Origin of the sequence: Sulfuriferula multivorans (assembly GCF_003851125.1) — a bacterium.
In the GTDB taxonomy this organism is placed as follows: Bacteria; Pseudomonadota; Gammaproteobacteria; order Burkholderiales; family Sulfuriferulaceae; genus Sulfuriferula; species Sulfuriferula multivorans.
The window spans coordinates 107,776-126,698 of sequence record NZ_BGOW01000010.1; the positions used below are offsets into that span (position 1 = coordinate 107,776).

An 18,923-nucleotide genomic window follows, 5' to 3' on the forward strand; every position below is an offset into this window, starting at 1 on the left:
GGCGGTTTTTCAAGGGTAAGGCATGACAACCGTTCAACGTCGACTCGCGAACGATATGCTGTATGCGCCCCATGTCTGTTGACATACCATATGTAGGATATACATAATATGATATGTGGCGAATCGAAGAACACCGCCGGGTCGACAAACAGCTTTCGGGCAGCGTGCCTATTGATGTACTCAAGAGGTACGAGAAATGGAAAGACATTGCCCGGCTTTCGGGTCCACCCGGATTACGAGTGATCACGGGGTTTCACGACGAGGCACTGTCCGGTGAGTGGAAGGGGCACCGCTCTTCCCGGCTCGGGCTCCAATGGAGAGTGATTTATAAGGTTGCTGCCGGCGTGCTGCTGATTCAGGTTGTTCAAGTTACTGCCCATGATTACCGGAGGCCCTGATATGAAGAATTATCGTCCTGCCAAGAAACGAGTGGAAGTTTCTGTCGGTGAATCCGTCCGTATCCTGCGCGAACTCCAGGAACTGAGCCAAAGTCAGCTTTCCGAACTCACGGGCATTCCTCAAGCCACCATTTCCGCGATTGAGAACGGCCGGGTTAATCTCGGCGTCGAGCGCGCCAAGGTTCTTGCCCGCGCCCTCAAGTGCCATCCCGCAGTGCTGGTTTTCCCTGGTTGGGAGGTTCCTGTTGAGGTTGCCGCATAACTCAATTGCCCTACGCGCTGGAGAAGAGGCTTCGGTTGGCATGCATGGGCGCTACGCCATGCACATATGCTATTTTATAAATAGCGAATCCGATTTCTAATTTTCTTTGTGGCACAACGGCTGTGCCTCATTCAGGAAAGGGTGGCCACCATGTCAGGGAACGGAACAAGGGAAGGTGAAAGGCGTGAAACAATTGACGAATTGTCTGATCTGTTTGTCGTTGTTCAGGAGATGGGACGAAGGCTTGCCAATGAAACTCACGGGAATTTATATTCCCAGGTAAGCCAGCTTAATGAACTCCTTCATCAAGCACGTATCCAATTGAACAAGATTAAAGATGGCACCGTCGAAGGTGGCTAACTGTCCAAGCCCAACCCATCATTCCAGTCCAAGTAGGGTGCATGCTTTTCGGTTATTGTGCCCTACGCGCTATCCCGGATAGCAGGCTCAACGCCACCTTTTCCCCATACGTTTATATGGCAACAACTGTTGTCCTGTGCTAGTCATGAACCCATGAAGAAGACCCGGTTTGAGTGGGATGCAGACAAGGATGCAGAAAACCAGAGCAGACACGGGGTATCGTTTTCTTTGGCCCAGTATGCTTTTGCCGATCACAACCGGGTCATAGCGGAAGACCTTGCACACAGCAAAAGCGGGCAGCGTTATTTTTGCTTCGGCGAGGTTAACGGAGGCATTCTCACGGTCCGTTTTACTTATCGTGGCGGCGTTATTCGCATCTTTGGCGCCGGCTATTGGCGGAAAGGAAAGGCAATTTATGAGCACGAAAACGAGTAAAGCGGGTTCCGCTAAAATCAAATACACCAGCGAGCCTATCGAGGCCAAGGTTGTGCGGGACTTTCTCCCCCCGCCGGAAGAACTGGCGTTCCGCGAAGAAGGGGTAAAGGTCACCATTGCTTTAAGCAAGAAAAGTGTCGACTTTTTCAAGTCCGAGGCTTCAAAACACCACACGCAGTATCAGCGCATGATTCGGAAGCTCATCGACACTTACGTGGATACTTATGCAGAACCCCTAACCCCTCGCCCGACACGGGCCGCTCGCAAGCCCGGTAGGGCGCAATAACTAGCGGGCTTGCGCCGAACGCCTCACCCCGCGATACTGCCGGAATGCGAGAATGGAGCCGGAACAATCATGCATAACATGAAAAAATCAGTTAGCCACAGAGAACACGAGTTCACAGAGGCGCTGGGGTTCGCAGGGAGGGGTGTTTTGTCGCCCAACACGCATAACGATTGGCTGCCGTAAATATTCTCTGTGCCCTCTGTGGCTTGAATTGCGATTTTCAGGATGAATGGTCTCAAGATTATGGTGTCGCTAATTGACTGAACAAGCCGCAAAGCCCGTGTCGACGCGTTTCCGCCTCGCCACTCAGCTGCCCGACATCCATCCCAACCTCTGGCTTGGATTGATGTTGCTGATGCTGCATTTTTCTGTGGTGTTCGGTAACGACGCTTACTGGACCCGCCCCTTTTTGCTTGCGCATTACGGTTTGTTTCTGCTCTGGCAACCCCTGGTTGGCGGAGACAAGAAGCTGGATCCCCGTATTGCCGCGCTGATTTTCGCTGCGGCGATGCTGCTGGTGTTCTGGAGCTGGTGGATACTGGCGTTGTGGGTGGCGGTATTGATCGGCCTGGTGGGTTCCAATGCCACCAGCGTCGAGTCGCGCCCCCAGCGCCTGGTTTATCTGCTGGCGCTGACCTACCTGCTCGCCCTGTTGCTGGCCTGGGTCATGCCGCACGTATTCAGTACCAATCAGTTGCACTCGGCAGTGGCGGTCGTCGTGCGTTACGGGCTGATTCCACTGCCGCTGGCGATCGTGCTGATTCGTCCCGGTGCACGACAGGTGCAGCAGATCAGCGTGGTGGATTTGTTCTACGGCTTGATGTTGTTCCTGATGGTGCTGGTGTTGGTGCTGGGCAGCTTTGCGGTGGTTGCGGTGACGCAAACCGATTATCTGATCGCGCTGGCCGAGATGCTGATTGCAATGGCCATGCTGCTGGTGGTGCTGAGCTGGCTGTGGAATCCGCGCGCCGGGTTTGGCGGGCTGAGCCAGTTGCTATCGCGATACCTGTTATCGGTCGGGCTGCCGTTCGAACAATGGATACAGCACCTCGCGCGGCAGGCAGAATATCAGCACGACCCCGAGGCATTTATCCGCGCTGCGGTGGCCAGTCTCGACGACCTGCCCTGGCTGGCAGGCGGAAGCTGGGCCACTGCCAAAAGCAGCAGCAATTTTGGCACGCAGACAGCGCATGTGCTCAACTTCACTTACCACGGACTGGAACTCCACTGGTACACCCAACGCCCGATTTCACCTGCGCTGCAAATTCATGCCAGTCTGCTGTCGCAGTTGCTCGGTTATTTTTATCAGGCCAAATTGCGCGAGCAGAAATTGCAGCACAACGCTTACACCCAGGCGATTTATGAGACCGGCGCGCGCCTCACGCATGATGTCAAGAATCTGCTGCAATCCATGAAGACCCTGGTGGCCGCCGCGCAGAACAGCGACCCGGAACAAGCCGAAGCACTGCAAGCCCTGATGCAGCGCCAGTTGCCGCAAATGACCCAACGCCTGCAAGGCACCCTGGACAAGTTAAAAGCCCCGCAGCAGGCCGACGACAGCCTGATCGGCGCCGCCCTGTGGTGGGAACGCGTGCTGCAGCACTATGCGCGCGACAACATCGAATTCGTCATGCATCCTGCCGCCCTCGGCTGTTCACTGCCGCAGGACCTGTTCGACAGCGTGCTCGACAATTTGCTTGGCAACGCGCTACGCAAGCGCCAGGAAGATAAATCGGTCAGCATCAGCGTGCGTCTGGAATGCGCGGAGCAGATCACGTTGAGCGTATGTGATAGTGGCGAGGCGGCACCCGATGCGGTGGCGGCGCATCTGTTCGATGCCCCGGTAGGTTCGGAACATGGTCTGGGGATAGGCCTGTACCAGGCTGGGAAGCAAGCGGCACAACTTGGCTACATGCTGCGGCTGGCGAGTAATCGGGATGGTGAAGTATGCTTTACGCTGAGCAATCAGTCGCAGTAAAACCTAAGTCCGGTAGGGCGCAATAACCGAAGGGCATTGCGCCGCATGTCTCACCCCGCGATACTGCCGGCATGCCTGATTATCGTCGCGCCTGGCATCCGGGCGGCACTTTTTTTTCACCGTCAACCTGCTGCAACGGTACGGCAATGACTTGCTGACCCAGCATGTCGATGTGCTGCGCGAGGTGGTTCGTTCGGTACGAAAACGTCATCCGTTCCGGATTCACGGCTGGGTGGTATTGCCAGATCACTTGCATTGCGTGATTGAACTGCCGCCCGGGGATGCGGATTTCGCGACGCGATGGCGCTTGATCAAGATGGGGTTTTCCAAGGCGCTTCCCCGTACCGAGAGGCTATCTAAGGCGCGCGCCGCACGCGGTGAGCGGGGTATCTGGCAGCGGCGCTATTGGGAACACCTGATCCGGGACGAGGCGGACTTTCGGGCGCACATGGACTATGTGCATATCAATCCGCTGAAACACGGCCTGGTCAAACGCGTAGCGGATTGGCCTTACTCGACGTTTCACCGGCTGGTGTCGGAAGGCGTTTATCCGCGAGACTGGGCGGGCGGGGATGAGGATGGCGTGGGTTATGTAGATTGACTCATGCGGCGCAATGCCCTTCGGTTATTGCGCCCTACGCGTTGCAGAGTTTCGGAAAGCTCAAGCCGCCTCAAGCTCGACATGCACACGGCAGCCGAGTGCGGTAGCGATGTTCACCAGCGCATCGAGCGAGAAACGCGAAATACGGCCACGCTGCAAATCGCTGATGCGCGGTTGAGTCACACCGCAACGTTTCGCCGCCTCAACCTGCGTCCAGCCGTTTTCTTCAATGAGCGCGGTGATCTTGTCCATCAGTTCGGAGCGAACCCGCAAGTTCGCCGCTTCCTCGGGCGTATCGGCAATCGCATCCCACACGCTGGCGTAGCTTTCGGTCTTGGGCTTGCTCATTTCTCACCTCTCATCAGTTGGGCGAAGCGCACCTTCGCGATGTCGATATCTCGTTTCGATGTGGCTTGCGTCTTCTTCTGAAAAGCATGAAGAACATACACCGCATCGGTCAGACGTGCCGTGTAAATCACCCGGAACGTGCCTGCGTCATCCCATATTCGTATTTCTTCGACCCCTTTGCCAATTGACGGCATCGGTTTGAAATCATCCGCTTGCTTGCCGCGCTGTACCTTGTCCAACTGACGTCCCGCATCCTGCCTTGCGTCGCCCGGGAAATCGCGCAGACTTTTAAGGGAGTCACCGAGGAATTGCACAGGTTTCATGAGGCAATTATATCTGTTTGGATATGGTGCACAAGGGCTGCGTGATGCAGCTGATAAGTAACCGTGAAGGTTTACGCTGGGCAATCAGCCGCAGTAAAACCTATGGCAACTTGCCGGCAGCGACCATGCGATTGTAGAGGATGTTGGGGGAAATCCAGACAACCATGTCGTCGAATTCACCGCCGACTGTCGCGGCTGTGCCAGCTGGGGCTGGAGTGCGGCTAAAGTAGGTGAGAGAACCAGAGGTTATATTCTGGTTTTCGTCCAGATTGCTGGCTGGCACACTGCTTTGGGCAATGAAATCGGCACTCAGCGCACCGTAACCATTCTTGCCTAGCGAAAACACAGTCGCCGGTATTGTTGAGCTGATCGTGACTATTGTTCCGGTTGTATCGCGAGTCTGAATAGTGATCGTATTAGTTGAGTTAAGTGATGTGGTATCCAGCGTAAAGGGGTTGCTGGTATCGGCAAATTTTGTAGCGACTGCGTACCGGATTAAATTATTCCAGGCGTCCTTGTTATTTACACCTAACGTAACCCAGGGAATATAGCCTGTTGCAATGCCATACGTAGAAAGCCCGCATTTCGTATTCAGGTTTGCGTTGCCATCCGGTATTCCAGCAGAGACAGTGGATGGGCAGGGCAACACGCCGTGAGTCAACGTATAGCCAATCAGGGCTTCTCTGATTTCATCCAGTGTTCTTTGAGTTTCAGCCCGCTGGCGCTGCTCAATCTGGGCGCCGAGCGGCACCAGCGCGCCACCAACGACTAGCGTGAGAATAATCAGCACGATAGCCATTTCGATGAGCGTAAAGCCTCGTGCGGATAGTAGCGGAAACGAGAGAACGGGGGCTGACTTGGACATAATTAGAGACAGGTAATAATGCCTGTCTGCCCGGATGCTGTGCTGGCGGTACAGTAAAGCGGCAAAACAAGTTGCGCCAAATTGCTGTTGGGGGTTGTATAGCTCACCACGGTGTCCCAGCGATTGTTGATCAGCATGTTTTTTGTGTAGGTGTCGAAATTTAATTGATCGTAATCAAGAGGGCTGGAAGGGTAAGCCGGAGAGGGTAAATTGTTTGCATAATAATAGCGCAAGCCCATGATGGGCGTGCTAGTGGTGCCAATGATGGTATTGGCGATGCGCCGTTCCACCACGGAAAACAGGTCGTGATGTGTCACGGCTAGTAATTTATCGTTGAAAGTGCCTGCTGGACCCTGGGTCACGAATTGATTGTCACCGTCATTGTTGCTGCCTTCCAGGTAATTACTGATGAGCGGCGGTGAGGTGGCTGTTGGAATGGGACGCACCTGCCCGGAAAGAGGCGGCCCTGGTGAGAAAATAATAGCTACAGCGCTATTTGGCACGCCATCAACTGTCAGCTGTGCTTGAGAAACGCCGCTATTGATAGGAGGGACGCGGAAGCCATTGGAAATGACGTACCATAATTTTTCATCGTAACCATCGCGAATGTCTCCCACTTTCAAGGTCTTCCATGGTAGGCGACCAATTGCGGGAAGCGTACATGAACTGGCAGCTGTTCCTTCATTGGGCGAGCCTATAAGACTCAAATCTTCAGGACAGGGGAGTTGTCCGGGTGTGTAATTACTAGTATTGCTTGAACGCGAAGCTGACCACCCGATCAACGCTGTCTTCGCCTCCGCCAGCGCGGCTGCGGTCTTCTTGTCCCGCTCATTCTGTATTGCCGAACTCGACAGCATGCCGACGAACAGGGTTATCGCGAGGACGCCCAGCGCAATCACCAGCAGGATCAGCAAAGCGCCGCGTTGCTGCCTGGGCAGGGAGGGCGGGGTGCGCATGATTAGTGTTCGCTGGCGGCGGGCGGCTGGGCCGAGTCGCCCTCATTGGATGAGTCGCCGGGTGCGTCATCGCCGTCCGGCAACGGGCTGCGTTGCGTTTTACGTGCGGCGGGAACGGCGGATTGCACGGTTGGCACTGCGGGAGCCGGGCGCTCGTAGGGTTCGAGTATCCGGCCATACTGGGTGTTGAATTCCTGGCCCGGTTTGAGCGCCGGGATGGCGGGCAGCTTGAGCTTGCCCGGCGTACCTGACGCAGGCTGCATTCGGCGCGGTTGGCCGTTTATCCAGAAGGTGGTGCTGCCGTCGCTGCGCGCCACATAGCCGTTGTAGACCGTATCTCCCGCGTCGGGGACGGTGTCTGCAGGGGAGGGTGTGCCGCGATTGCGCCCGGCCTCGATCTGGGCGCGCTGGGCCGGGGTGTAGAACAGGCGTCCTGACAGGCTGGTGGCGTATGCCGGACTCACCAGGCCGAACAGCAGCAGACTGAAGACATACTTCTTCATGGTGCACTCCCGCCGGGTAAGCTGGGGCTCAAGGTATACCAGGCGAAGCTGCATTGCGTTTGCAGTTGCGGGTCGCCCGGGCTGGGCAGTTGAATACTGCCGCGCTTCAGTTCGCAGTCGCGCACACCCAGAATGCCGTTGGGTTGACTGGCCAGGAGGTCGATCAGCCGCGCCAGATCGTTTTCGTCGAATAGCTGGCCGGTCAGATGGACAGGCGCTTCATGCAATACCATCGTGCCGACATCGACCGGCACCACGCCGGTGTAGGCTTGCTGCGGGCCGATGCTGAACTTCAGGTCGCGGATGGCGAGACGGCGCCCGGCATCGGCCAGTGCGTCGCGCCATGCAAGGCGTTGATCGGGGCCGATAAAGCCGCGTGTTTGCAGGGCGTGGTAGGCGTCCAGGTATTGCTGCACCAGGTCTTTTTCGCTGCCGGATTGCGACAGCTTGCGCTGCGCTTCGTTGAGCGCCATTTGCAACTGTCCCAGGCGTTGCTGGGCGGCCTGTTCGGCTTGCAGCGCGTAGTGCACCAGCAACACGCCCAGCACGACGGCCATCAACAATGCGAGTAGCGCCAGACGCGCAGCTTTGAGATTTTCCAGCACTACTTTCATTGCGTTGGTCTCATGAGCAGTTTGAGCTTGAAACGCGCGTTCGGCGCGTTGCTGCCGGTGCGCAGGGATTCATCCAGCGTGGTAGTCGGGTCGGTGTTTATCGGCAAAGCCAGAGTTTGTACTTCGGCAACGCCGGGGTCGCTGCGCAAGGTGGCGGCAAAATGTTCGATGCTGGCTAATGCAGCTTTATAGTCACCCTGGAAGGGAGTGACTTCGCCTTCGAAATACAAGGCGCGCAAAACCGGAACGGTCGTTTTTCCTGTGGCAGAAGGTTGCGGTGTGGTGCTATCGGCGCCGTCGTGATCGATCCAGTGCAGGCGCAGGACTGCAATCTCGGGAACCGCCTCCAGCGCCTGGCTGACACGGGCGAAATCGCTCATGGGTCGAGGTGCGGCATACAACGCGCGTGCGGTCTCGACAACACGTTTCAGGTTTTGCGGCGACGTGGGCGCTTGCGGAAGCGCCAGTTGTACTGCGCGATACAGGCCGGCTTGTTTCTGGATGCGATCCTGGGTGATCAGGCGTTGCTGTTCGAGATCATGCTGGCGTGCGAAAAGATAGCCGCTCAAGGCGAGTGTGGTCACTAGCACGGCAAAAGCCGCCGTGTAAAGTCTATGCCGCAACAGCAAATGCGCATAACCGCGGGTATAGGTGGCAGGAGCCAAATTGACCGCTGCGCGTCTGCGCCCCAATACGGCCAGATACGTCACATCTACCGTCTTGTGGAGCAGCGACTCGTCCACGCCGGCCTGTTTTGCCAATGCGGCGGAACCGACTGTCTGGCTGATGAGATTTTTGTTCTCGTTGTTGATATCGCGGCACAGGCTGGTGTAACTGTTTCCCGGATCGAGAACATATACCGCAAGCTGCGCGTCACGCGGCATCAGGCGCTGACTGTTCAGATACAGATCGGTTTTGTTGATCTCGCTGGCGATATCCGGAGCGCGGCCATCGGTGCTTTCCGGTGCGGTAAGACGCGAGAAACGCAGATTGCCATGTTCGAAATAAGACAGGCGCAAGCCGCCGCTATGCTCGGATACGAGCAGGACATGGGGCTCGGCGGGTCCGATACGCTGCAACAAGACGTGGCTGATGGCGGGCAATACGGTCAGCTCCGCCAGATGCACGCCATGCTGGTGCAGCAAATCCAGCCATGGGCGTACCGCATCGTGATTACTCAGGATGATGAACAGGTAACGATCATCATGGCGTCCGCTGGTTTCGCGACCTTGCGGCCAGGCGGCGCTAAACAGTGCATTGCGGCTGACCTGGCGCAGGCGGCGTTCCAGCATCTCGCGCCGCGCACTGCCGATGACGTGGGGCAGCGTTTCCAGGCGGTAGTCCTCGTCCACGCTATCCACCATCACCGATACCGGGCTGCCTTTAAATATTTGCAGCGTGGCGGCAAAGGCGCGCCGTCCGCCTTCGTCAGCGTCGAATTGTCCGATCAGGCGCAGTTTGCCGGCACGCCGGCAGGCGACCGTGATATTCCAGGCGCACACATAAACCAGCAGTTGCGAGGTGAATATCATAGCTTCAAGTTGCCGATCACATCGTACATCGGCAACAGCACCGAGCCGACGATGACTGCCATGACCAGACCGAGTACCACAGTCAATGCCGGTTCCAGTATTTTCAGGGATTTATCGATGGATTCGGAAACTTCGCGGGTATAGAAATAGCTCACGTTTTCCAGCGCGCTATCCAGCGCGCCGGTGGTTTCGCCAACACGCAACATGCGGATCACCAGTGGCGGGAACACACTCAGGCTCTGGAAGCTTTCGGTCAGCCCCTCGCCATTACCGATGCGCGCCGAGGCGCGACGGATAGCATCCGCGATCACCCGATTGGCGGCGATATCTTCGCCGGCACGCAGGGCGTCGAGTATGGTGATGCCGGAACGGTACATCAGCGCAAAGAAATTGCTGAAGCGCGCCAACGCAATTTTTTGCAGGATGGGGCCGATTACCGGCAGACGCAGTTTGACGTCGTCGGCAATGAAGCGTGCGCGTTCGCTGGCGCGCAGGGTGACGAACAGGGCGCTGCCGAGCGCCGCGGGCAGGATCAGGAACAACGGCCACCAGTTGCGCAGAGCCTGGGATAGCCATAGCAGCACGCGGGTCTGGATGGGCAGGGCGACGCCCATGTTCTTGATCAGATCGGCAATCTGCGGCACCAGGAACAGCAACAGCAGCAGGATGATGATGCCTACCATGCTCAGAACAATGGCCGGGTAGATCAGCAGGCGTTTGGTTTGCGCGGCGAGTTCATCCTGGCGCTTGAGGCTGCTGCCGAGGTTTTCAAATACTTCACGCATCAGGCCGGTCTGTTCGCCCGCCTTGACCAGATTGACGATGACGGTATCGAACACCGCCGGGTGTGCAGCCAGCGCCTGCGACATCAGTCTGCCGCCTTCCATGTCCTCCAGCAGTGCGGTGAGTATGTCGCGGAAACGCGGGTTGTCCATGCTGTCGCGCAGGTCGCGCACACCGTCCAGAATGGGAATGCCGGCGCGGCTGATTTGTTCGAGGTGGAAGCAGAAGGTGATCAGGTCGCGGCGGCTGGCTGCGCCCCGGGCAAAGCTGCTGGCGCGGCTGTCCATCTGGCGCAGCGTGACCAGATCCAGGCCCATGCGGCGCAAGCGCAATTCCAGATCGACTTCGTTGGCCGCAGACAGGCTGCCGCGATTGCTGCGGCCTAGCTGGTCAATAGCGCGGTAACTGAAGTAGGGCATGGGACTAGGGCTTTTTAGTCAATAAACGTTGCGTCAAATCAACCACGCGCGATACTTCGGCCAGGCTGGTCTTGCCTTCCAGCACGCGGCTGATACCGTCCAGGGCCAGGCTGCGGTAGCCCCGTTCCACGGCTGCGTTGTGGATTTCGCGGTGACTGGCGCGGCGCCCGACCAGGTCGTCGAGTTCGCTATCCATGCGTAACAGTTCCATTAATGCCATGCGTCCGCGATAGCCTTTGTTATTGCAGGCCGGGCAACCCACGGCGCGATAAATCGGCGCATGATCATTGGCTCGCCAGCCCAGCAGGTTTTGTTCGTTGACGTCGGGTATGTATGCCGCCCGGCAGTGCGGGCACAACACGCGCACCAGGCGCTGCGCCACCACACCGATGATATTGCCGGCCATGATGTCGGGGACGATGCCAATGTCCAGCAGGCGCGGAAATGCGCCCAGTGCGGAGTTGGTATGCAGGGTGGTGAATACCTGGTGACCGGTCATGGCGGCGCGGAATGCCATCTCCGCGGTGTCGCGGTCGCGAATCTCGCCCACCAGAATGATATCCGGGTCCTGGCGCATGATGGAGCGGATGCCGTTGGCGAAATCCAGCTTGAGCGTTTCATTGACCGAGGTCTGGCGCATCAGCGTGACCGGGTATTCCACCGGGTCTTCCAGGGTCATGATGTTGACGGTTTCGTCATTGCGGTGAGTGAGCAGCGAATACAGTGTAGTCGTCTTGCCGGAGCCGGTCGGGCCGGTGATGATGAGTATGCCTTCCGGCCGCGCCATCATGGCCTGTAACGAAGTGTAGGTGTCGGCTGGCAGATCCATGTTAGCCAGCGGGATAATGGATTTTTCCCGGTCCAGCACGCGCAGCACAATGTTCTCGCCGTGGATGGTGGGCTGGCTGGAAACACGGAAATCAATCGGTCGCCCGTGCAGGGTGAGCGACAGCCGCCCGTCCTGCGGGGCGCGATTTTCGGCGATATTCATGCCGGAGATGACCTTGAGGCGGACCGCGATGCCGGGCCAGTAACTCTTGTGCAGGGAGCGCACCTGCTCCAGTACGCCGTCGATACGGTAGCGGATGCGCAGGAACGCTTGCTCCGGCTCGAAGTGGATGTCCGATGCGCCGCGCTTGACCGCGTCCACCAGCAGCGAACCGACCAGCCGCACCACTGGCTGAGTATATTCCTCGGTGTCCATGGCAAGGCTCTGATAGTCCACCTCGCCGGTTTCGATTTCGCGCAGGATGCCGTCCACCGACAGCTCGAAGCCGTAGAAATTATCGATCGCCTCGAGTAGCTGCGCTTCGCCCGACAGCACCGTATCCACCTCGACACCCGCGCCCAGCAGTGCGCGCAGGTGATCCAGCGCCACCACATTAAACATGTCGGTAATGGCGACGACCAGTACCTGACGCAGCGCATCAAACGCGATGGGCAGCAGGTGATGGCGGCGCGCGAAATCTTCCGAGATCAGCTTGAGCGCTTCCGGGTCGGCCACCACATTGGCGAGATCGAGGCTGGTTTGGCCGATGGTGTGGGCGAGCTGGTCGCGGATTACGGCCTCGGTGATGAAACCGAGCTTGACCAGCAGGCGTCCGAGCGGCAGGTTGGTGTGTTGCTGTTCCTTGAGCGTGATGCGCAGCTGGTCCAGGGTGATCAGCCCTTGCTGCACCAGCATTTCACCCAGACGCAGAGTTTTGCGTGCTTCCGCCAACTTATTCCTGCCGCGCTTTGAGTTGGTTGATGCGCGCATCCAGGCGTACCGGGTCAAACTGGACATTGCCCGGCTGCATCAGGTCGCGCGCCTTTTGGTAGTAATTGAGTGCGGGTTTGCTTTGATTGATATGTTCCAGACTGACCGCGAGATTGTAGGCGTAATCGGCATTGGCAGGATTCTTTTGATACGCTTCGAAGTATGCTTGCTCGGCATCCGGCCAACGCACTTGCCCGGCATACAGGTTACCCAGCGAAAAATACAATTGTGCTGACGGCTGGCTGGCGATGAGTGTTTTCAGGCGCTGCTCCGAAGCGTTCGGATCGGCGTCGCCCAACATGTTGATCAAAGCGCTGTTGGCAGTGATGTTGCGCGGATCAAGCTCCAGCACGCGCTGGTAATAATGGGCAGCCGCAGGGGTATTGTTGTCGCGTAGGGCGATGGCGGCCAGGCCGAGTTGCACATCCACATTGCGCTCGCCGTCAGGAATTTGCAGATACAGGCTGCGCGCTTCGCGCGTGCGCCCGGCCTGGTATGCCTGATAGGCGTCCTGAAGTTGCGGATTAATGCGCTCCGTCTGCATTGCAAATGGCAGCGGTTTATAGGTGGCGCGTGGAGTCACCGCTGTCTGTTTATGCTCGGCGGGCAAGGTATCGCGTATCACGTCGCCGCTACCCCACTGCGGTATGGGGTCGGTCTTGACCGGGGGGGTGGGTACGGCGGCAGGTGCAGGCTGTATGGTGGGCTGGATTTCGGGCAAGGCGGAAACGGGCGCCTGGCTGGAGACAGCGGCGGGCGGGGTGGGCGCGGCAGCGGGCGAGAGGGGGGCAGGCGCAGCGCTGCGCTGCGTCACCGCAATCGCCTGCGCGGGTGGCGTACGGATCTGCCAATAGACGAACGCACCGTAAATCAGCATGAACAAGGCGGCTAACACCGCAATTACCGGCACTATTGAACGCTGGCCCGACAGCCATGGCGTGTACCAGGCAGCCTGGGCCGAGTTGAACCTGGGCGCGGCATTTTCCCTGCCGGCGTAAGGGATGCCGTCAGATGCAGGTCCGCTGATGGGTTCAAGCGACAACGAATCGGCCAGTGTCGCGGACGGATTGCGCGCCCCGCCCCCCGCAGACTTGTCGCCGGCCTGTTTCAAGGCTTTGAGCAGCAGGCTCACTGAGGATCTCCGGCGGCGTCTGCGCCGTTGTGCCATTGCCCTGGCGTCGCATTGGCGCTGGGCAGGTAGCGTTTATAGAACTTGAGTTCGTCGCTGTCCAGCGAAGGATTGGTAATGACCGTGGGACGCAGGAAAATCACCAGCTCTGTCTGCCGGATATTGCGTTCCTGCTGGCCGAACAAGGCACCGATACCTTCCGGGCGCGACAATACCGGAATGCCGTCGCGGGCACGATCGCTGTCATCCTGCATCAGGCCGCCGAGAATCACGGTCTGGCCGCTGCGGATTTGCAACACCGATTCCATTTCGCGCACCTGGATCACCGGGATTTTGTTTGGGGTCGCAGCAGGCAAACCGGGATTGGGGTCGCTCACATCGCTGATCTTGCGCGAGATGGTGGGGCGTACATCCAGCGTGACCATGCCGTTTTCGGAAATCTGCGGGGTCAGGCTCATTACCAGTCCCACCGGCACCGTCTTGGCAGTGGTGGTGAAAGTGGTGGGTTGCAGCGGCGTGCCGGTTGAGGACAAGGTGCCTTGCTGGGCCTGTACGTTGAAATAGACCAGGTTATCCACGACCTTGAGCAGCGCGGTCTGGTTGTTCAGCGCCATGAGTTTGGGGCTGGATAGAACCCGCACATTGCCGAAAGATTCCAGCAGGTTGATGGCGCCGGTTATGTTTGGTCCCCGGTAACCGATATTAATGAATGGCTGGAGTGCGCCCGCCAGATTGTTGGGACTGGCCGGGGTGGTGACGAAAAGCCCGTTGCCGGCATTGGCCATTTGGGACCAATCGATACCTGCGTGATACTGATCATTGAGGTTGACCTCGACGATGGTCGCTTCGATCAGCACCTGGCGCTGCGAAGACTGGCCTACCCTGTCGAGATATTGCTTGACGACCTGTTGCTGGCGCTCATTGCCCAGTATGCTGACAGTGCCGGCGACCGGGTTGACGATCACATCGTTTTTGCTGTCATTTAACAGTGATGAAGAGGTGTTGTTGAATACTTCCTTGTACAGGGTGGTGGCTGAGGCGCCTGCCCGCGCCACAGCTTGTGCCTGTTCCAGCCTGTCGGCGCGGGCATTGCGCTCCGCATCAAGGCGGGCTGCCTTATCCTCGGCACGTTGGGTGGATGCGCGAGTTGAGGTCAGGATGGCGCGCAAGTTTTCCGTCAGTACATCCCAGAAGTTGTTATTGGATTGGCTATCTACCGTAGTGGAGGAGCTGTTGCCGCCTTGAGTGCTGCCACTCGCGGCCGTACCGACGGCGCCGCTACCGGTACTGGCAATCTGCGCCGCCACGCCGATGCTGGAGGTGGCATTGCGCGAAAGATTGACGTAATTGACTTTGTAGGTTTTCAAATAAGGCGTATCCGGCATGATCGACAAGGTGTTGCCGTCCATCCGGTAGCGGATGTTGGTCTGTCGCGCAATGCGTTCGAGGATGGCGGATAGCGGTTCGTTCACGGCGTTCAACGTGACATTGCCGGAAATGCCGGTGCCGATGTCGATATTCTTTTTGGTATCCCGCGCCAGAGAAAACAGCAAATCTTTCACCGCTACGTTATCCACCACGATCGTGTAGGTGGGCTCGCGGACCTCGGTCTTTGGCGATGGCAGATAGGGCACCGTCCTGACCAGCGGCGGGATGTCGGCCTGCCGTGCAGCTGGCTGCGACGATTGCTGGATATGTCCTTGCGAAGGCTGGATCACGGCCTGGGGCACGCAACCCGCGAGCATGAAGGTAGCGAGTATTGGTAGCCACTTCCATCGCGCAATATTCGTTATCTTGCCTGAACCTTCCAGCACTGGTATCCCTCTCATCCGGTTCTTTTCAGAAATGGTATCACGACTGTTCGCCAACTTGTTGAATTTGCCGGGTTTCATTGCGTATTCCTCCTGCCGTTCTCAGGTAGGGGTGGCGTTTGCGCACCACCTCCGGCAGGCTCAACAATGCCCGGTTAGCAGCTTGTCGAGTAGGGTAGCTTCCGTAAATAACGGTCCAACTGGGGTGGCCTTGAGCCTGACTGCGGAAAATTCGCAGCTGATCCTGCGCCAAACCGGATCCTTCTCTGAGATAGGCCGCGAACTCGTTCGGGTTATGCAGCAGGGAAAGCTGGATCGTATAGGTATCTGCCGGCTGCTGCATCAGCCAGTCGTGGGTGGCAGCGACACGCTGCTCGAATGGATCAGCGGAGGTTTTGGTCGTGACGACTGCCGGGCTTGATTGGCTGGTGGGGGGTGGTGTCGTTTGCGTTGGTTTGGATGGAGCCAGGAGCGCCGGTGCCGCAGCGGGTTTTGACAGCCAGTAAAAACCGGCGAGTACTGCGACCATCACGCCCATGGCGATGGCAGGTAATAGCCAGCGTTGTGGTGGGTTGGCCTCATCATTAAAGGCGCTATCCCGCAGGGCGACGCGGATGTGGCGTGGCAGGATAGTGCGGGTGTTGTCAGTATAGGCGGCAAGCAGGCTTTTATCAGCCAGTATGTTGACGCGCCGGGTCAGACCGCGTGATGCATGCGCGATTTTGCGTACCACACGCCGGTCAAACAGATCGGGTCCGCGATATCCCGCAGTAGTGAGGCGGAACGCCAGATAGGCGCGGATATCATCGGGGGTGAACGGCGTTAAGGTAATGGCAGTGGTAATGCGTTCGCGCAACTGGCGGATGCGTGGGTCGGCGAGTTTTACATCCAGTTCGGGCTGGCCGAACAGGACGATTTGCAGCAGCTTTTCGCGCTCGGTTTCCAGATTGGACAGCAGACGAATTTCTTCCAGCGTATCCAGCGTCATGCCCTGCGCTTCTTCGACAAACATGACGACCTGTTTGCCTGCATCGTGCCGAGCCAGCAGATAATCGTTAAGCGTGCGCAGATGTTCGGCCCGGCTGGCATCCGCCAGGCGCGCCAGTTCCAGTTCGGCGAGGATGGACGGCAGCACGTCCTCCGGCCTGACATTGGGGTTGGCCAGATAAACGGTTTCAATATCGTCAGGTAAATGTTGTTCCAGCATCCAGCACAACATGGTCTTTCCGCTACCCACTTCGCCGGTGACCTTGATAATGCCTTCACCCTGACGGATGGCGTACACCAGTCCCTGCAGAATCGCGCCGCGCTCCCCGCCGGAAAAGAAAAACCCCGTGTCCGGCGTGATGCGGAACGGGGCTTCTTTCAGGCCGAAAAATTCGTGGTACATGGGGGCGGGTTGTCCTTGAAAACTTCAGCCTCGGAGGACACGGAGAGTACAGAGAATGGCGGGATGCGAAATTTTTCTGGTTTTCTCTGTGTACTCTGTGCCCTCCGTGGCAAGGGCTTACGGTTTTGAGCCGGCGATTTCACACTTCGTTAGTATACGTCTGCATCCGGCTGTACAGCGTGGTGCGATTGATGCCGAGGATTTTTGCTGCTTGCGAGAGGTTGCCGTGGGTGAGGTTGAGTGCGGCCTCGACGTAGCTTTTTTCCCACTGTTTCATGGTCTGGTCGAGACTGAAATTGGCCAGCGTTTGCAGATGTTTGCGCGCGGTATCGTAGAGCGCCTTGCCGTCGTTCGGTAGCGGAATCTCGGTCGGGAAAGCGGTATCGGTATCCAGTTCGGTTTCCAGTTGTGCTGCGGTCACATTCTGGCCGGCACACTTCGTGGTCAGGCGAATAACGATGTTGCGCAGTTCACGTACGTTGCCAGGGAAGTGATATTCCTCCCACATCTGGCGGGCGTGACTATCCAGAGTGAACGGTTTGACGCGTGCCTCGCGCGCATAGAATTCGCGGAAGTGCTCGAGCAGACGCACTTTGTCCTCGCCCAGTTCGCGCAACGGCGGCACGGCAATGCCAAACACCGAGAGGCGGTGATAGAGGTCGGCACGAAAGCGCCCGGCTTTGATCTCCTGGCGCAGGTCGCGATTGGTGGCGGTTACCACCCGCGCATTGGAAAAGCGTGACTGGGTTTCACCCACGCGCTGGAATTCGCCATTTTCGAGCACGCGCAGCAGCTTGGCCTGCAACTCCATCGGCAACTCGCCGATTTCGTCCAGAAACAGCGTGCCGTCGCAGGCGTCTTCAAAATATCCGGAGCGGTTGCTGGTGGCGCCGGTGAATGCTCCCTTGCAGTAACCGAACAAAGTCGGCTCAACCAGGGTCGGTGAAATGGCGGCGCAGTTGAGCGCCAGATAAGGTTTTGCAGAACGGCTGGAAAGCTTGTGCAGGCTGGCGGCGACGAGTTCCTTGCCGCTGCCGGATTCGCCTTCGATCAATACTGGAAACGGGGCGTTGGCGTATTGGGTGATCTGCTGGCGCAGACGATCGAGGTTGAAGCTGGTACCGACGATGAGATTTTCCGCAGCCGGCGCTTCGGTTTCCGCGGTGCGCTCCGCATCCTGGATAAGCAAGGCATTGAACAGCAGTGATTTGATCTGCTCCGGTTCGCACGGTTTGCCGACGAAATCGATTGCCCCCAAGGCGCGCGCATGACGTGCGTTGGTTTCGTCATTCTGTCCGGACAGCACCAGGATTTTGATGCCGGGGGAGTACCCGAGTAGGTCGCTGATAAGCTGGAAACCTTCATCCGGCTTGTGCGGTAGTGGGGGCAGACCGAGGTCCACCAGGGCGAGTTGCGGCGGAGCGTCGAGCTGGGTCAGCAGGCTTTTGACCTGATTGCGCGAATCCGCCACGAAAACTTCAAAATCCTTGGACAATACAAAATTGAGCGTATCGGTGATGAGCGGGTCGTCATCCACGATCAACAGACTGGGTTTGGTGCCTTTATTTTGTAAGTTCACGTCGTTCCCTCTTTACATTATCGGCATTCTGTTCCGATTGTGCCAGATTGCCAGCCGTGCGGGTAGCGCTGCATGCATGGGTTGCCTGATGTGATAGTATTTGCGTCAGTCTGCGCGTAATTTTGGCGTGTATGGATTCTATAATTTTGGCAAAACGTTATGAAAGATTTTATCGCATTATTGGTGGAACAAAGCCGTTTGCAAAGCATTGCAATTAATCCTGCGCTGGATGACGCGCTCACCCACCTCGATCATGCGCTGGAGGGGCTGTGTGCAGCGATGCAGGTGGAGTTCCATGGTCCTTATGTGGGCGTGGAAACACCGTTGGCGCACCAGATGGTGGTACGTCAACACGAATGGAAGATTCACCAGCCCGCCTGGAGCATGAAAATATGCGTGGCTGCCCCCGAGGCCAACTGCCGTGCAGAATGGCCGATCCAGGGTGTGAGCCGCCTGCGCAAGGCGCTTGTGGTGAAGGCATTGCCGGCATTTTTTGCCGGATTTGCAGAAGCCATCAAGCAGGCTGGCAAACAGGATACCAGCGCTGGTCTGCGCGTTCTGGAACTGTCGCGGCGTTTTAACAGCTAAAATT

General features: G+C 57.8%; 21 protein-coding genes. 8 read left to right on the forward strand and 13 right to left on the reverse strand.

Features of this window, described 5'->3' with window-relative positions; translation table 11 throughout:
- Positions 1–113: 113 nt before the first annotated feature.
- The 7 genes from EI185_RS06125 (at position 114) to EI185_RS06155 (ending at position 4,320) form a co-directional block, all read left to right on the forward strand.
- Positions 114–398: a type II toxin-antitoxin system RelE/ParE family toxin gene (locus EI185_RS06125; protein WP_124704245.1), complete on the forward strand. Its 285-nt coding sequence runs from the start codon at positions 114–116 to the stop codon at positions 396–398.
- 1 nt (position 399) lies between these two features.
- Positions 400–660 carry a helix-turn-helix domain-containing protein gene (locus EI185_RS06130; protein ID WP_124704246.1) on the forward strand — a complete coding sequence of 87 codons (261 nt, stop codon included), beginning with the start codon at positions 400–402 and terminating at the stop codon, positions 658–660.
- Between the two features lie 141 nt (positions 661–801).
- Positions 802–1,020, forward strand: a complete 219-nt coding sequence (locus EI185_RS06135) for a hypothetical protein (RefSeq protein WP_223247702.1) — start codon at positions 802–804, stop codon at positions 1,018–1,020.
- 153 nt (positions 1,021–1,173) lie between these two features.
- Positions 1,174–1,455: a BrnT family toxin gene (locus tag EI185_RS06140; protein WP_124704248.1), complete on the forward strand. Its 282-nt coding sequence runs from the start codon at positions 1,174–1,176 to the stop codon at positions 1,453–1,455.
- The gene (locus EI185_RS06145) at positions 1,436–1,741 is read left to right on the forward strand and encodes a hypothetical protein (RefSeq protein ID WP_124704249.1); all 306 of its coding nucleotides are present in this window, start codon (positions 1,436–1,438) and stop codon (positions 1,739–1,741) included. Before EI185_RS06140 ends, EI185_RS06145 begins: the two co-directional genes overlap by 20 nt.
- Positions 1,742–1,997: 256 nt before the next feature.
- The gene (locus EI185_RS06150; protein WP_124704250.1) at positions 1,998–3,719 is read left to right on the forward strand and encodes a sensor histidine kinase; all 1,722 of its coding nucleotides are present in this window, start codon (positions 1,998–2,000) and stop codon (positions 3,717–3,719) included.
- 151 nt (positions 3,720–3,870) lie between these two features.
- Positions 3,871–4,320, forward strand: coding sequence for an REP-associated tyrosine transposase (locus tag EI185_RS06155; RefSeq protein WP_223247703.1), 450 nt, complete (start codon positions 3,871–3,873; stop codon positions 4,318–4,320).
- A 60-nt stretch (positions 4,321–4,380) separates the two neighbouring features.
- Here the strand turns inward: EI185_RS06155 and EI185_RS06160 are convergent, their stop codons facing one another.
- From EI185_RS06160 to EI185_RS06220, 13 genes are all read right to left on the reverse strand, one after another.
- Positions 4,381–4,668, reverse strand: a complete 288-nt coding sequence (locus EI185_RS06160) for a helix-turn-helix domain-containing protein (RefSeq protein ID WP_124704251.1) — start codon at positions 4,666–4,668, stop codon at positions 4,381–4,383.
- On the reverse strand, positions 4,665–4,991 hold the full coding sequence (locus EI185_RS06165) for a type II toxin-antitoxin system RelE/ParE family toxin (protein ID WP_124704252.1): 327 nt from the start codon (positions 4,989–4,991) through the stop codon (positions 4,665–4,667). Before EI185_RS06165 ends, EI185_RS06160 begins: the two co-directional genes overlap by 4 nt.
- Before the next feature lie 100 nt (positions 4,992–5,091).
- A complete protein-coding gene (locus EI185_RS06170; RefSeq protein ID WP_124704253.1) occupies positions 5,092–5,856 on the reverse strand; it encodes a type II secretion system protein in 765 nt (254 codons plus the stop codon).
- A gap of 2 nt (positions 5,857–5,858) precedes the next feature.
- Positions 5,859–6,812: a hypothetical protein gene (locus EI185_RS06175; protein ID WP_124704254.1), complete on the reverse strand. Its 954-nt coding sequence runs from the start codon at positions 6,810–6,812 to the stop codon at positions 5,859–5,861.
- Between the two features lie 2 nt (positions 6,813–6,814).
- Positions 6,815–7,315: a hypothetical protein gene (locus tag EI185_RS17985; RefSeq protein WP_189836311.1), complete on the reverse strand. Its 501-nt coding sequence runs from the start codon at positions 7,313–7,315 to the stop codon at positions 6,815–6,817.
- Positions 7,312–7,929 carry a hypothetical protein gene (locus EI185_RS06185; RefSeq protein WP_124704255.1) on the reverse strand — a complete coding sequence of 206 codons (618 nt, stop codon included), beginning with the start codon at positions 7,927–7,929 and terminating at the stop codon, positions 7,312–7,314. Before EI185_RS06185 ends, EI185_RS17985 begins: the two co-directional genes overlap by 4 nt.
- Complete coding sequence (locus EI185_RS06190) at positions 7,926–9,461, reverse strand: hypothetical protein (protein ID WP_124704256.1); 1,536 nt, start codon at positions 9,459–9,461, stop codon at positions 7,926–7,928. Before EI185_RS06190 ends, EI185_RS06185 begins: the two co-directional genes overlap by 4 nt.
- Positions 9,458–10,663: a type II secretion system F family protein gene (locus tag EI185_RS06195; protein WP_124704257.1), complete on the reverse strand. Its 1,206-nt coding sequence runs from the start codon at positions 10,661–10,663 to the stop codon at positions 9,458–9,460. Before EI185_RS06195 ends, EI185_RS06190 begins: the two co-directional genes overlap by 4 nt.
- Before the next feature lie 4 nt (positions 10,664–10,667).
- On the reverse strand, positions 10,668–12,383 hold the full coding sequence (locus EI185_RS06200) for a GspE/PulE family protein (protein WP_223247704.1): 1,716 nt from the start codon (positions 12,381–12,383) through the stop codon (positions 10,668–10,670).
- 1 nt (position 12,384) lies between these two features.
- Positions 12,385–13,554, reverse strand: coding sequence for a tetratricopeptide repeat protein (locus tag EI185_RS06205; protein ID WP_124704259.1), 1,170 nt, complete (start codon positions 13,552–13,554; stop codon positions 12,385–12,387).
- On the reverse strand, positions 13,551–15,443 hold the full coding sequence (locus tag EI185_RS06210; protein WP_223247705.1) for a secretin GspD/PilQ domain-containing protein: 1,893 nt from the start codon (positions 15,441–15,443) through the stop codon (positions 13,551–13,553). Before EI185_RS06210 ends, EI185_RS06205 begins: the two co-directional genes overlap by 4 nt.
- A complete protein-coding gene (locus EI185_RS06215; RefSeq protein WP_124704260.1) occupies positions 15,403–16,752 on the reverse strand; it encodes an AAA family ATPase in 1,350 nt (449 codons plus the stop codon). Before EI185_RS06215 ends, EI185_RS06210 begins: the two co-directional genes overlap by 41 nt.
- Positions 16,753–16,891: 139 nt before the next feature.
- A complete protein-coding gene (locus EI185_RS06220; protein ID WP_223247706.1) occupies positions 16,892–18,331 on the reverse strand; it encodes a sigma-54-dependent transcriptional regulator in 1,440 nt (479 codons plus the stop codon).
- A gap of 159 nt (positions 18,332–18,490) precedes the next feature.
- On the opposite strand from EI185_RS06220, the gene EI185_RS06225 reads away from it, so the two are divergent.
- Positions 18,491–18,919 carry a hypothetical protein gene (locus tag EI185_RS06225; RefSeq protein WP_124704261.1) on the forward strand — a complete coding sequence of 143 codons (429 nt, stop codon included), beginning with the start codon at positions 18,491–18,493 and terminating at the stop codon, positions 18,917–18,919.
- Positions 18,920–18,923 lie beyond the last annotated feature (4 nt).

What these genes read in the sequence shown, in the direction of transcription:
- EI185_RS06170 (WP_124704253.1), bottom strand. Translation starts at nt 5,856, where the DNA reads ATGTCCAAGTCAGCCCCCGTTCTCTCGTTTCCGCTACTATCCGCACGA.
- EI185_RS06185 (WP_124704255.1), bottom strand. Translation starts at nt 7,929, where the DNA reads ATGAAAGTAGTGCTGGAAAATCTCAAAGCTGCGCGTCTGGCGCTACTC.
- EI185_RS06210 (WP_223247705.1), bottom strand. Translation starts at nt 15,443, where the DNA reads ATGAAACCCGGCAAATTCAACAAGTTGGCGAACAGTCGTGATACCATT.
- EI185_RS06160 (WP_124704251.1), bottom strand. Translation starts at nt 4,668, where the DNA reads ATGAGCAAGCCCAAGACCGAAAGCTACGCCAGCGTGTGGGATGCGATT.
- EI185_RS06195 (WP_124704257.1), bottom strand. Translation starts at nt 10,663, where the DNA reads ATGCCCTACTTCAGTTACCGCGCTATTGACCAGCTAGGCCGCAGCAAT.
- EI185_RS06145 (WP_124704249.1), top strand. Translation starts at nt 1,436, where the DNA reads ATGAGCACGAAAACGAGTAAAGCGGGTTCCGCTAAAATCAAATACACC.
- EI185_RS06125 (WP_124704245.1), top strand. Translation starts at nt 114, where the DNA reads ATGTGGCGAATCGAAGAACACCGCCGGGTCGACAAACAGCTTTCGGGC.
- EI185_RS06165 (WP_124704252.1), bottom strand. Translation starts at nt 4,991, where the DNA reads ATGAAACCTGTGCAATTCCTCGGTGACTCCCTTAAAAGTCTGCGCGAT.
- EI185_RS06175 (WP_124704254.1), bottom strand. Translation starts at nt 6,812, where the DNA reads ATGCGCACCCCGCCCTCCCTGCCCAGGCAGCAACGCGGCGCTTTGCTG.
- EI185_RS06225 (WP_124704261.1), top strand. Translation starts at nt 18,491, where the DNA reads ATGAAAGATTTTATCGCATTATTGGTGGAACAAAGCCGTTTGCAAAGC.
- EI185_RS06140 (WP_124704248.1), top strand. Translation starts at nt 1,174, where the DNA reads ATGAAGAAGACCCGGTTTGAGTGGGATGCAGACAAGGATGCAGAAAAC.
- EI185_RS17985 (WP_189836311.1), bottom strand. Translation starts at nt 7,315, where the DNA reads ATGAAGAAGTATGTCTTCAGTCTGCTGCTGTTCGGCCTGGTGAGTCCG.
- EI185_RS06215 (WP_124704260.1), bottom strand. Translation starts at nt 16,752, where the DNA reads ATGTACCACGAATTTTTCGGCCTGAAAGAAGCCCCGTTCCGCATCACG.
- EI185_RS06130 (WP_124704246.1), top strand. Translation starts at nt 400, where the DNA reads ATGAAGAATTATCGTCCTGCCAAGAAACGAGTGGAAGTTTCTGTCGGT.
- EI185_RS06190 (WP_124704256.1), bottom strand. Translation starts at nt 9,461, where the DNA reads ATGATATTCACCTCGCAACTGCTGGTTTATGTGTGCGCCTGGAATATC.